The sequence below is a fragment of the Bacillus sp. AM 13(2015) genome (assembly GCF_001518755.1).
Classification (GTDB): Bacteria; Bacillota; Bacilli; order Bacillales; family Bacillaceae; genus Bacillus; species Bacillus safensis.
Genome location: NZ_LKCP01000066.1, coordinates 25788 through 37018, shown reverse-complemented (window position 1 = coordinate 37018; position 11231 = coordinate 25788). Strand labels below are relative to the sequence as shown.

Below are 11231 nucleotides of genomic sequence, written 5' to 3'. Positions count from 1 at the left end.
TTTTACTTTCACATCAGCATCTTTTACTAATTTGTTTAAGATGTTTTGGATTTCATTTGTGTCTGCCTGTTTTTGGTCAAGCAGTTCTTTTTTCAAGTCCGCTTTCATGTCATCATATTTACCGCGTTCTTCGGTCTTTTTAATGATATGATAGCCGAATTGGGATTTTACTGGCTTGCTGATTTCATTTACTTTTAGTTTGAAAGCAGCCTTACTGAAGTTCTCGTCCATTTGGCCTTCTTTTGCGAACCAGCCTACATCGCCGCCTTGTGCAGCTGAAGCAGTATCAGTTGAATATTCAGAGACAAGGGCATCCCATTTTTCACCTTTATCTAATTTCTTTTCCACTTCGTCAGCTGTTTTCTTATCAGCTACTAAAATATGGCTTGCACGGATTTTCCCTTTAAGGTCATCGTAATACGCTTTGACTTCTTTATCAGTGATTTTGATGTTAGCTTTGGCAGCCTTTTGAGTCAGCAGCTCATATTTCACTTGATCTTTGATGTAATCTTTACCGAATTCATCTTGAAGCTGTTTTAAACGATCTTCACCAAGTGTCTTTTTATATTCTTCCAATTTCTTATCGATTTCTTTATCTGATACTTTGTATTTGTCAGCAAGAACCTTTTGTTGAACAAGTAGGTTTAGAGCATCTCCACCTGCTTGTTTCTTAAGAGTTGTATAAAGTTCACCTTTTGTGACATCTCCTGATTTTGTTGTTGCGATTACATCTTTATCACCGCTACTGCATGCGCCAAGAGTTAAAACACTTACTGCTGTTACAGCTGCTAAAGCCATTTTTTTCATTCAAAAAACACTCCTAATCTTTCCAATTTATTTATCATTGCTTGTATCATAACATATTGTGACATGCTGTAAAAAGAAATGCAAATGGAAGGGCATTCGTCTAGTCAAAAAATTGCGCGCGACATACACATATAGTGATCACAAAAAGGAGGCTGAATTATATGGGAGCAGGATATTCTAATGGGTTTGCTTTATTGGTCGTGCTATTCATTTTGCTGATCATCGTTGGTGCAGCATATCTTTATTAATTAAATCGCTGTGACAGAAGGGAGCCGTCCTGCCGTGCGTGAGGGCGGTTCTTTTTTCAAACGATGACAGGTGCCTAAACGCTTTTTATTTTTCTGCATACACTGAGCTTAGAACAGAGGAAGAACTGGCAGGAGGTGTTTTTACATGGGAGGAGAAGTCTTTGCTGGCGGTTTTGCACTAGTCGTCGTATTATTCATCTTATTGATCATCATCGGTGCATCTTGGATTTGCTAATTAAAATATACACAAAAAGCTGCCCTCAAATTGGCAGCTTTTGCTTTGATCTTAAATGGAAATGGTAATTTCAACAAATGATGAGATAAGTAAGATCAGTATTGATACATTGATAAAGCGAAACACCTTATCTTGCCGTTCTTCAGGAATCTCTCTGACAAGGCATAATGTATTAGTAAGCCTGTTTATTGAATACACAATAAACGCGGCAAAGACGATGAAGTAAAATAAAACTATCGGAGATCCCCCCTCTCTATGCTATTCCCATACTACATTACCAAATTTTTTATGAAAAAGATAGAAGTTGGCTTTAAAAACCTCATGATGAGGAAGTTTGGTCAACTAAAATATCAAACTCGTCTTGAGCTTGATCGATGATGCAGGATTTAGGTGCTTTGAGCAGCTTCCATGCAAATAAAAAGTCAGGCAAACAATAGCCTGCATGTATACTTGCGATGATGATAAAATAGTGTGCGTACATGGGAAACGCCACGCCTAATACAAAGTAAACCGGTGAGATGACACAAAACGGGCTGAGAAGTGAAAAAAGCATCACTTTCTTAGGCACGCGCTGCCAGCAATTTCGTTTCATAAATAGCGTCATTTTTTTCTTATTTTTCATCACTGGGATCAAGTGAACCACACGGTGGACAAGCAATGTCACAAGTAAGAGCACGGCAAAAAGCGGTGCGTTATGGCTGCTTAGCCTCGTTTCAGGATGAGTCAGTTGAAAACATAAAAATGCCATAATGAAAAAAAGGATAGCAAGACTTATGGCAGAAATCATCATTCTCGTATAACCATAATCCTTTTCAAGATTAATGGTCTTCCAACAATTCATTTTTCATCCTTCCAATCTAAAAATCGAATTGAATATCTCAAGATAATTTACTCTTCCTGAGGATAAAAATCAATGGTTTTGATGAAAAAAAATAAAATGCTGCCTTCAAATGGAATAAAGAGAGGAAACTTTGGATTTTTCAAGAAAAAAGAACAGAAGGGGGAGGTTCGTCTCTTTCGTCAATGAGTAATTTCGGCTAAAATAGAAGGACTAAGAGAAAGAGGGAACGTACATGAGTATTGAGGAACGAATGAGCCAGCTTGAATATTATATGGAACTTTTATTGACGGCAACCGATATGAGCCGTTATCCATATTATGCGTTATTGATCAGGCAGCGTGTATCGAAAGAAGAGGCAGAGGAAATTGAGCGTATTTGTGCTGAGCTTTCAGAGGAAATGGATAAGCAAAAAGCACAAGGCTACGTCATGTTTGACGATCTCCTTGCGCTTTTTGCGGGACAGTTAATTGAAAAGCTGGATGTTCATGAGACGATATTTGCTTTGCATGATCAAGGACTATTTCAGCCGTTAATGAATGAATTTATAAAGATCATTAAACAATTTGATTTGTGTTAGCCGCTTTTTCTGCTTCCTCAGCTGAGTTTTCAAGTTCCTCAGTCTTTTTCGTGACTTTTCCTCGCTCATTCAAAAAGTCCTTCTCAATGTTTGAAAACGATTTCTCAAAAATCTCCATGAAATCCTGACCATAAATGTTTCGGATGATGCACATCATTTCTAAAATCTCAGGGAATTTTCCGTAAATGTCATGAAGCGGCTGTGCGCCTTTGACAATACCAGTTCGTGCCGGGTCAAAATCTTCGAGTAGTTTATGGAATGTCTCTTCGCCTTTTGGCGTTAGTTCAATATACGTATTGCGTTTATCGTTTAACTTTTTAGAAAATTTTAAAAATCCTCGTTCCTCCAGTTTCTTGGAGAAGTTAAACGCCGTTGATACATGCATGACGCCAAACTTTGCAATTTCTGATATTGAAGCTCCTTTTAATTGATACGCAATCCACAAAATATGATGTTCATTGATATTTAGGTTATACGGTTTGATCCACTGCTGCCAGTCCTTTTCAATGGATTTCCAAAGAGCTTTGCTCAATTGGGCCATTCTTTGACTGAATAAAAGTGCTTCTTTTACATCGAAAGGCTGTTCCGAATGATTCATCCATTTCACCTACTTCTCTTTTTCTTGTAATTCTATTATGCCAATAAAATAAAGATTAATAAAGCTGAAAATTCAAGAATTTTTAAAAGTCATGAAAAACATTGACAAAATAACCTTTTTTCAACAAAAAAAGTGCGGGATACGCACCCCGCACACTTTTGTAAACGAATATTTTTTTGTGAGTATATTAGTTTTGTAAGGTTTTCTCCAGTTGTTTGAGCTTTTCCTCAATTTCCTGAATTTCCTTTTGTAAGTCCTGCTGATGAGGTTTGATTTCTTCGCGCCATTGCTGAATCGATGTTTGCAATTCAGATCCGACTTCTTTAATCACCTCTGCGCTTTCTTTTGCTGTTTCCACAATTTGCTCTTTTAAAGCTTGTCCATCTCTTTTTAATTTTGTCAGCGTATCTTCTAATTTGTCATAGCCGTCTTTCACTTTTCCGCGCACATCTCTGCCAGAAGAGGGAGTCGTCAGGAGCACTGCCGCACCTCCGAGGAGACCGCCTACAAATAATCCTGTTAATAAAGAACGTCCACTAGCCATTCAAATCACCTCTAGTCAAATTTTACACATTCGCATGTTCTCTCTGAGCTGACGATCAGCTTCATTGAACTTCCATACATAGCTTGCTTTATTTTAGCATACTTTTGAAGAAAAGGGAGGGGAGAAGGTTGTCTGTCTTTCTGTTCGTTTTTATGTGTATCGTCATCGTTTTTACAGGTGGTTCTATTCATTATGCAAGACAGCTTGGGTATGCAGGGTCTTATCCGCCAAAACATGTCTTAAAGCAAAAAGCACTTGTGTGTGCGGCAGGTGCAGGGATTTCGCTCCTCATTTTGCTGCTGACCCTTTTTCTTTTATAAAAGCATGAAAAAAACCTCTTCATCTATCATGAAGAGGTTCGGTTATTCGTTAAGCAACTTCTATCATTCTTGCACGTCTCAGAATGGACTGAGCAATTGGGAAGACAAATACCATAGCGATGGTATTAATCACGGCTGCTGGCAGGACGACGCCCACAAGAAGTGCCGGTAATGCAGCTGGCAGTCCAGTGATCAGTAAAGCGGCAGATAAGAAAATCACGCCGGATACGATGGTTCCAATCGCAGTTAACACAGCGGTCAGCACCACTTTGTTCTTTATCTTCGAGCAAGATAAGAAAAGGGCTAGGAAGATAAAGGCTGTCACTGGCTTATCAATCATATTCGGAATTTGTCCGCCTGGGAATCCCGTTGTTAATGCAGAAATGACACCAGTCACTATCGCAATCACGACGACATGCTGAACCTTTGGGAAAAGGATGATGCTTAAAAACATCATGACCAGCATCATATCAGGTTTCATTCCGAAAAAGATGGGCGGGAAAATCGTATGCAAAACAGCTCCCATTGCTGCAAGCAATGACATAATCACTAATTCTTTTGTTTTCATTTCTATGCTCTCCTCTGCTAAGCTCTTATAGGACTCTCCAATAATATGGCTCATCATTTATTGCAAGAGTCATGACTTTATATTTCTCGTTATTATAACAAATTTATTTCCCTATAGAAAAGCCTTTTTACTCATTTTCTTGCTGGAACTTTTTCATAAAGTCCGCAAGCTTTTGGCAGTCTTCAATTGAGACCGCATTGTAAATAGATGCTCTGCATCCACCGACAGAACGGTGGCCGGCAAGTCCAACCATTTGCTCTTGCTTTGCTTTTTCCACAAAGGAAGAAGTAAGTGCATCATCGCGAAGAGTAAAGGTGACATTCATATGAGAACGGCTGTCAGCACGCGCATGTCCTTGATAAAAACCGCCGCTTTGATCAATTGTATCGTAGAGAATGCCTGCTTTTTGTTCATTGCGTTTTTCCGCTGCTTCTACACCGCCAGCTTGTTTAACATGCTCAAGGACAAGCGACAGCATATAAATCGCAAAAGTCGGTGGTGTGTGATAAAGAGAGTTAGCTTTTGCGTGTGTCGAATATTTTAATATTTTTGGTGTGCTGCTTTTCTCTTTCTCTAATAAACGTTTGCGCGCAATCACAATCGTGATACCTGATGGACCTAGGTTTTTTTGTGCCCCGGCATAGATGAAATCAAATGAAGAAACGTCTATTTTTTTACTGAGAATATCACTGGACATATCCGCAATGAGCGGGAGTGACGTGTTCGGGAACGTTTTCCACTGAGTGCCGAAGATCGTATTGTTCGATGTGATGTGTAAGTAAGCACCATCTGTTAAACCGGAAGCATCTACTTCTGGAATATATGAGTAGTTGTCATCTTCACTTGAAGCAAAGACAGATGTCTGACCAAACCCTTTTGCTTCTGACAATGCTTTTTCTGACCATGCGCCTGTTTGAATGAAATGAGCTGTTTCGCCTTCATGTAAGAAGTTCATAGGAATCATCGCAAATTGAAGACTAGCTCCGCCTTGTAAAAAGAGGACTTCATAATCCTCTGGAATGTCCATCAGTTCCACCAAAAGCGCTTTTGCTTTATTGTGGACCTCTTCATATTCACCGCTGCGATGAGAAAGCTCCATCACAGACATCCCAGTTTGTTTAAAATCAACAAGTTCTTCCTGTGCTTTTTGAAGCACTTCTAGCGGCAGTGCCGCAGGACCAGCATTAAAATTTGTCGTTCGCTTCATCACAATCTCTCCCTATTTCTCGCGTTAATGGATCAAAAGATAAAACCATCCTATCACAAATTTGAAGCATTTGGACAAAAAATTTGAATCGTTCAAAATATCTTACTATTAAGAGGTGAAAGCGATGATAAGGGGCAAAAATAAGAAAAACCTCATCTGTTAAGATGAGGTAAGCCGCGTGTGGATGGCAGAAGAAATGTCTTTTAAATCCTCTGACGTGTATTGATCTTGATGTGATTTCCATACGGCACCAAAGCCATCACCTTTGCCGTAGCGCGGAATGATATGCATATGGTAATGGAACACCGATTGACCAGCTTTTTCACCGTTGTTGTTCAGGAGGTTTAACCCGATTGGTTCAAATTCCTGTTTGATCGCCCTTGCAATTTTCGGAATCGCTTGGAAGTAGTGGTTAGACACTTCTGGTGTCATCTCATAGATATTTTCTTTATGTATTTTCGGGATTACAAGGGTATGTCCTTTTGTTACTTGGCTGATATCAAGAAAAGCCAATACATGCTCGTCTTCATATACTTTTGCACATGGAATGTCTCCATCAATGATCTTGCAAAAAATGCAGTCGCTCACGCCATGTCACTCCTCATTATTTTTCCTTTATCGTATCACAAAAAGAAGCAAAAAAGAAAACAGGACAAGCGAACTCCTTTGGTCGCTCATCCTGCTCCTGCAGAAGAAATGCTGATGCTTTCATTCGATATGCCTTTTGAATTCTCTATTTACTGAAATAAAGAATTCATATGCCTGCTATTTCTGCCGTAAACACCTCATTTGACGTTTTGGTTTGTCGTATACATATTGTATAGGACACAAAAATCAAGAATCAGTGAAGCAAAACAGAAGCTAAGGTTTTTAGATGAAAAACCAACTTGTCATGCGGTTCTTTGCCTTTAACAAACACCTCATTTACTTATTGGTCATCAAGTTCATTTCTTCTACATACATTATGATGACCATAGCGCCTATTTTTTATTCATGACTCGTCTATAGGTAAACATTTCAAATTATCATTCGTTTTTGTTACTATAAAGGAAAAAAGAAAGAAAGGAACGAATTCATGTCCCTTCTCACTGTAAAAGATGTAACGGGTGGATATACGAAGAATCCCGTTCTAAAAAATATTTCATTTGAATTAGAAAGAAATCAAATCGTTGGTCTCATTGGTTTAAACGGGGCGGGAAAAAGTACAACCATCCGCCATATTATCGGGCTTATGAAACCGCATAAAGGTGTCATTGAATTGAATGGACGAACCCTTCAAGACGACCAAGAGGCGTATCGTTCACAATTTACATTTATTCCTGAGACACCTGTTTTATATGAAGAATTAACGTTAAAAGAGCATTTAGAGCTGACAGCGATGGCTTACGGTCTATCGAAGGAACAATTAGACGAACGGCTGCCGTCGTTGCTGAAAGAATTTCGGATGGAGAAACGGCTGAAATGGTTCCCTGCTCATTTTTCAAAAGGAATGAAGCAGAAGGTCATGATTATGTGTGCATTCCTTGTGGAACCAGAGCTGTATATCATCGATGAACCGTTTTTAGGGCTTGATCCTCTTGCGATCAATGCACTGCTTGAACGGATGAATGCTGCGAAGAAAAGCGGCGCTAGTGTCCTGATGTCAACGCATATTTTAGCGACAGCTGAGCGCTATTGTGATTCCTTTATTATTTTGCACGAAGGGGAAATCAGAGCGAAAGGAACACTGGCAGAGCTGAGAGAACAGTTCAATATGAGAGATGCGACACTCGATGATCTTTATTTGGAATTAACAAAGGAAGAAAACTATGAGTAAAACAACGCTTACTATTTGGAAATCAAGATTAGAGGAACACATACAAGAAACAAGAAAATACTTAAAATACATGTTCAACGATCATCTTGTCATTGTGCTCATTTTTTTCCTTGCAGGCGGAGCAAGCTGGTACAGCAGCTGGCTCAAACAGATTCCGGCTCACTTCCCATCCTACTGGGTGATGGCAGTTGTTTTCTCGTTAGTACTTACAAGCTCATACGTACGTACGTTAATTAAAGAAGCCGATCTCGTGTTTTTACTTCCTTTAGAAGGGAAGATGGAGCCTTACTTAAAACAAGCTTTTAACTTTAGCTTCATTTCTCAGCTATTTCCTCTCATTGCTGTATCCATTGTCGCACTTCCGCTTTATTCGGCAGTGTCTTCAGGAGGCATCACGGGGTATGTGCTGATACTGGCGCAAATGATTTTGATAAAGGGTTTGAATACAGCCATTCAATGGAGAATGACTTATTTTCAAGGAAAACATGTGAGATGGCTCGATGCAGCCCTTCGTTTTCTATTAAATATGATGTTGATCTACACCGTCTTACAGGCAGCCTATGTGATTGCAATCGTTTTTTATCTTATCTACGGTGTCTATCTCGTCTACTTAACAAATGCAGTGAAAAAACAGCCTTTTCAATGGGAACTGCATATTTCTGATGAATTAAAACGGAAGCAGCGCTTTTATCGTTTGGCAAACTTATTCACCGATGTGCCTCACTTAAAGAAACAGGTGAAAAGAAGAGCATACATGGACTGGATGTTGAAGTTTGTTCCTTACGATCAGCGTAAAACTTTTTCTTATATGTATGTGAGGGCGTTTGTACGCTCAAATGACTATTTTGGTCTGGTGTTTAGATTAACGGCCGTGTTTGTCCTGATTATTTTGTATACAGGTGCAGCAGGCTGGGTGGGTGCGTTGCTTGTCTTGTTCACAGTATTTATCACAGGTGTACAGCTTGTGCCTTTAACGAAGCACTTTGCTCATCTTTCATTACAGGCACTTTATCCAGTTTCTCAAAAAGAAAAGGATCGAAGCTTTTTTGTTCTCGTCCGTAATGTGCTCATCATCCAATCGATATTGCTGAGCTGTGCAGTACTTCCAGCAGGAGGCTGGCAGGGAAGCGGACTTGCCTTTCTCATTTCTTTAGCATTTGTGCTTGTCCTCTTTAAGCCTTACGTACAGAGCAGGTTAAAAAAGATGAGATAAGTGGATTTACAACGCGCGTATGATGACATCTAGGAGGGGACCGGATGAATGCAGCTGAACGGGAGTTGTATGAAGAAGCCATTCTTTTTCAAACACGTTTTTTAAGAAAACCTTCAAAGATCGAACGGTTTTCAAAAGGAGTTCAGCAGCAGGTGAACCGCCGAATTCCTGCCAGGTTTCATCAAGTCATCACAAGTGCAGTCAAAACAATGGTTGAATCCACCGTATCAGGATCACACTTCACTTCATTTTCAGTGATTGATGAACAATTATCTCTTGTAGAACGAAATGAACTGGCAAAGGATAAAGTGAAGTATTACCAGAAGGCGGCTGCCGTCGAAGGGATTGGAACAGGTGCAGGCGGTTTATTCCTTGGAATGGCAGACTTTCCGCTGCTGCTGAGCATAAAGATGAAATGCCTTTATGAGCTGGCGTGTATTTACGGCTTTGATTTATCTCAAAAGGAAGAAAGACTCTTTTTGCTCTGTATATTTCAACTCGCTTTTTCCAGCAGTGCACATCGTCAAAAAATGATGAAGATCATAGATGATTGGGAAACGAGCCGAGAGGAAATGGATTGGTACAGCTTTCAGCAGGAGTATCGAGATTACATTGATCTTGTGAAGCTGTTTCAATTAATGCCGGTCGTCGGAGCCGCTGTTGGCGGCGTGGCAAATCATCAGCTGACAGGACAGCTCGGAGAGGTCGCACGCCATGTATTTCACTTGCGAATATTGAAAGATATGAATTAGAAAAGCCGCTGAGGACAGCGGCTTCAGATTGTTGACAAAGGGCTAAAATAATTTTTATTTTAGCCCTTTGTCTTCTTTTCAGCACAGCGTGATAGAAAAAACCTTTTCAGTCTAGGAAGGACGAGCAGCGGAACGGAGCGAATTGGACATTCGTGAGCACCGGAGCGCAGACCTGAAACCGAATGCGAGGGTTTGTCTACACGCTGAAACCGCTGAGGACAGCGGCTTTTTTTTATTCATTGTAGGAAAGAACGGCGTTAGCGAGTACCTTTGCTGCGACAGGCATTGCTTTTTCGTTGATATCGAACTTTGGATGATGATGTGGATACACATTCTGGCTGTTTTCCGGCATGGCGCCTGTGTAGAAGAAGGTGCCAGGGACATGCTGAAGGTAGTAAGCAAAGTCTTCTCCGCCCATTTGGGTTTCCGCTTCTTTTACTTCTGTTACACCTTCCGTCTGTTCTGCGACGTCCGCAATATATTCAGTAGGCTTCGGGTGGTTTTTGACAGCTGGATATCCTCTCACATATTCATATGTGTAGGAAGCATCATGCATCTGGCACACCCCTTTTACCACCTGTTCAATTTCTCGTTCGATGATATGCCGTGCACTTTCTTCAAAGGATCGTGCAGTACCAGTTAAAACAGCTGAATCTGCAATGACATTAAAGGCATTCTCTGCGACAAAACCTCCAACAGACACTACAGCAGAATCAATCGGATTGACTTTACGGGCAACGACTTGCTGCAGGTTTGCGACGATTTGTGAACCGATGAGTACGGCATCTTTTGTTAAATGAGGCTGGGCACCGTGTCCGCCTTTCCCTTGGACTTGAATAGAGAAACGATCGGCGGCTGCCATAAAGTTTCCGCTTTTATAAAGAATCGTGCCACAAGGCTCTGAAGACCAAAGGTGCGTACCAAATATCACATCGACACCGTCTAAACAGCCGGCTTCAATCATTGGTTTTGCACCGCCGGGAGCATATTCTTCCGCATGCTGATGAATGAGGACGAGCTTTCCTTTTAATTGGTCACGATGTGTATGCAAAACTTTTGCTAATACAAGAAGTGTCGCAGTATGCCCATCGTGACCGCACGCATGCATCACTCCAGGTTTTGTTGATTTGTAAGGTACATCTTTTTCATCGTGGATGGGAAGTGCATCAAAATCAGCTCTGAGGGCAATGGTTGGCCCCGGAGAAGCTCCTTCGATAAAAGCGAGTACGCCATGACCGCCCACCTGAGTACGCGTAGGGATTTGTAATGTATCATAGTAGCTGGCGATGAAAGCGGCTGTTTCTTCTTCCTGAAAAGAAAGTTCAGGATTCATATGGAGATGGCGTCTAATTTCAACCATTTCCTCATAATGTTCATCAAGACGTTCATTGATGCTTTTCTGTAAAGTGGATATTGTCATTGAATCGAAAACCTCCTTCATGCTCTTTTACTGATTGTATGGTAATTGTTAGAATCTTTCAACAGAAGAGGATTTCGTGGTCAGT

At 40.5% G+C, this 11231-nt stretch carries 16 protein-coding genes; 7 read left to right on the top strand and 9 right to left on the bottom strand.

All coding sequences use genetic code 11. The features are described 5' to 3' along the window. The coding region (locus tag AOQ70_RS11190) for a peptidylprolyl isomerase (RefSeq protein ID WP_059376307.1) at positions 1–807 on the bottom strand (807 nt) is incomplete at its 3' end. Positions 808–968: 161 nt separating this feature from the next. Between AOQ70_RS11190 and AOQ70_RS19325 the strand changes: the two genes are divergently transcribed. Then, the gene (locus tag AOQ70_RS19325) at positions 969–1055 is read left to right on the top strand and encodes a YjcZ family sporulation protein (protein WP_008361129.1); all 87 of its coding nucleotides are present in this window, start codon (positions 969–971) and stop codon (positions 1053–1055) included. Between the two features lie 145 nt (positions 1056–1200). Further along, positions 1201–1290, top strand: a complete 90-nt coding sequence (locus AOQ70_RS11185; protein ID WP_017360317.1) for a YjcZ family sporulation protein — start codon at positions 1201–1203, stop codon at positions 1288–1290. 51 nt (positions 1291–1341) lie between these two features. Here AOQ70_RS11185 and AOQ70_RS19955 read toward each other — a convergent pair whose 3' ends face one another. Then, a complete protein-coding gene (locus tag AOQ70_RS19955; protein WP_072368131.1) occupies positions 1342–1527 on the bottom strand; it encodes a hypothetical protein in 186 nt (61 codons plus the stop codon). An 82-nt stretch (positions 1528–1609) separates the two neighbouring features. Beyond that, positions 1610–2131: a DUF3267 domain-containing protein gene (locus tag AOQ70_RS11180; RefSeq protein ID WP_039177576.1), complete on the bottom strand. Its 522-nt coding sequence runs from the start codon at positions 2129–2131 to the stop codon at positions 1610–1612. A 232-nt stretch (positions 2132–2363) separates the two neighbouring features. Between AOQ70_RS11180 and AOQ70_RS11175 the strand changes: the two genes are divergently transcribed. Beyond that, a complete protein-coding gene (locus AOQ70_RS11175) occupies positions 2364–2708 on the top strand; it encodes a YhaI family protein (protein ID WP_058838794.1) in 345 nt (114 codons plus the stop codon). On the opposite strand, the gene AOQ70_RS11170 is transcribed toward AOQ70_RS11175, so the two are convergent. Further along, the gene (locus AOQ70_RS11170; protein WP_059376305.1) at positions 2686–3306 is read right to left on the bottom strand and encodes an HTH-type transcriptional regulator Hpr; all 621 of its coding nucleotides are present in this window, start codon (positions 3304–3306) and stop codon (positions 2686–2688) included. The two genes, AOQ70_RS11175 and AOQ70_RS11170, sit on opposite strands and share 23 nt — an antisense overlap. A gap of 187 nt (positions 3307–3493) precedes the next feature. Continuing rightward, positions 3494–3850, bottom strand: a complete 357-nt coding sequence (locus AOQ70_RS11165; protein WP_059376301.1) for a YtxH domain-containing protein — start codon at positions 3848–3850, stop codon at positions 3494–3496. A 128-nt stretch (positions 3851–3978) separates the two neighbouring features. Here AOQ70_RS11165 and AOQ70_RS11160 point away from each other — a divergent pair, with 128 nt between their 5' ends. After that, complete coding sequence (locus AOQ70_RS11160; protein WP_024425454.1) at positions 3979–4170, top strand: hypothetical protein; 192 nt, start codon at positions 3979–3981, stop codon at positions 4168–4170. Between the two features lie 49 nt (positions 4171–4219). Here AOQ70_RS11160 and AOQ70_RS11155 read toward each other — a convergent pair whose 3' ends face one another. From AOQ70_RS11155 to AOQ70_RS11145, 3 genes are all read right to left on the bottom strand, one after another. Beyond that, a complete protein-coding gene (locus AOQ70_RS11155) occupies positions 4220–4738 on the bottom strand; it encodes a tryptophan transporter (protein WP_059376298.1) in 519 nt (172 codons plus the stop codon). Between the two features lie 127 nt (positions 4739–4865). Then, positions 4866–5945 carry a 3-phosphoserine/phosphohydroxythreonine transaminase gene (serC, locus tag AOQ70_RS11150; RefSeq protein ID WP_058838797.1) on the bottom strand — a complete coding sequence of 360 codons (1080 nt, stop codon included), beginning with the start codon at positions 5943–5945 and terminating at the stop codon, positions 4866–4868. Positions 5946–6104: 159 nt separating this feature from the next. Beyond that, entirely contained in the window at positions 6105–6533 is a 429-nt protein-coding gene (locus AOQ70_RS11145) for an HIT family protein (RefSeq protein ID WP_024425457.1), read from the bottom strand. Positions 6534–7020: 487 nt separating this feature from the next. On the opposite strand from AOQ70_RS11145, the gene AOQ70_RS11140 reads away from it, so the two are divergent. The 3 genes from AOQ70_RS11140 to AOQ70_RS11130 are packed head-to-tail and all read left to right on the top strand — an operon-like array spanning position 7021 to position 9726. Then, positions 7021–7761: an ABC transporter ATP-binding protein gene (locus AOQ70_RS11140; protein WP_047202605.1), complete on the top strand. Its 741-nt coding sequence runs from the start codon at positions 7021–7023 to the stop codon at positions 7759–7761. Then, entirely contained in the window at positions 7754–8974 is a 1221-nt protein-coding gene (locus AOQ70_RS11135; RefSeq protein WP_059376295.1) for an ABC transporter permease, read from the top strand. Before AOQ70_RS11140 ends, AOQ70_RS11135 begins: the two co-directional genes overlap by 8 nt. A gap of 44 nt (positions 8975–9018) precedes the next feature. Continuing rightward, positions 9019–9726 carry an EcsC family protein gene (locus AOQ70_RS11130; RefSeq protein ID WP_039177595.1) on the top strand — a complete coding sequence of 236 codons (708 nt, stop codon included), beginning with the start codon at positions 9019–9021 and terminating at the stop codon, positions 9724–9726. Positions 9727–9958: 232 nt separating this feature from the next. Here the strand turns inward: AOQ70_RS11130 and AOQ70_RS11125 are convergent, their stop codons facing one another. Continuing rightward, positions 9959–11146: a M20 family metallopeptidase gene (locus AOQ70_RS11125; protein WP_059376292.1), complete on the bottom strand. Its 1188-nt coding sequence runs from the start codon at positions 11144–11146 to the stop codon at positions 9959–9961. Between the last annotated feature and the right edge of the window lie 85 nt (positions 11147–11231).

What these genes read in the sequence shown, in the direction of transcription:
- AOQ70_RS19325 (WP_008361129.1), top strand. Translation starts at nt 969, where the DNA reads ATGGGAGCAGGATATTCTAATGGGTTTGCTTTATTGGTCGTGCTATTC.
- AOQ70_RS11185 (WP_017360317.1), top strand. Translation starts at nt 1,201, where the DNA reads ATGGGAGGAGAAGTCTTTGCTGGCGGTTTTGCACTAGTCGTCGTATTA.
- AOQ70_RS11180 (WP_039177576.1), bottom strand. Translation starts at nt 2,131, where the DNA reads ATGAATTGTTGGAAGACCATTAATCTTGAAAAGGATTATGGTTATACG.
- AOQ70_RS11175 (WP_058838794.1), top strand. Translation starts at nt 2,364, where the DNA reads ATGAGTATTGAGGAACGAATGAGCCAGCTTGAATATTATATGGAACTT.
- AOQ70_RS11170 (WP_059376305.1), bottom strand. Translation starts at nt 3,306, where the DNA reads ATGAATCATTCGGAACAGCCTTTCGATGTAAAAGAAGCACTTTTATTC.
- AOQ70_RS11165 (WP_059376301.1), bottom strand. Translation starts at nt 3,850, where the DNA reads ATGGCTAGTGGACGTTCTTTATTAACAGGATTATTTGTAGGCGGTCTC.
- AOQ70_RS11155 (WP_059376298.1), bottom strand. Translation starts at nt 4,738, where the DNA reads ATGAAAACAAAAGAATTAGTGATTATGTCATTGCTTGCAGCAATGGGA.
- serC (WP_058838797.1), bottom strand. Translation starts at nt 5,945, where the DNA reads ATGAAGCGAACGACAAATTTTAATGCTGGTCCTGCGGCACTGCCGCTA.
- AOQ70_RS11140 (WP_047202605.1), top strand. Translation starts at nt 7,021, where the DNA reads ATGTCCCTTCTCACTGTAAAAGATGTAACGGGTGGATATACGAAGAAT.
- AOQ70_RS11135 (WP_059376295.1), top strand. Translation starts at nt 7,754, where the DNA reads ATGAGTAAAACAACGCTTACTATTTGGAAATCAAGATTAGAGGAACAC.
- AOQ70_RS11130 (WP_039177595.1), top strand. Translation starts at nt 9,019, where the DNA reads ATGAATGCAGCTGAACGGGAGTTGTATGAAGAAGCCATTCTTTTTCAA.
- AOQ70_RS11125 (WP_059376292.1), bottom strand. Translation starts at nt 11,146, where the DNA reads ATGACAATATCCACTTTACAGAAAAGCATCAATGAACGTCTTGATGAA.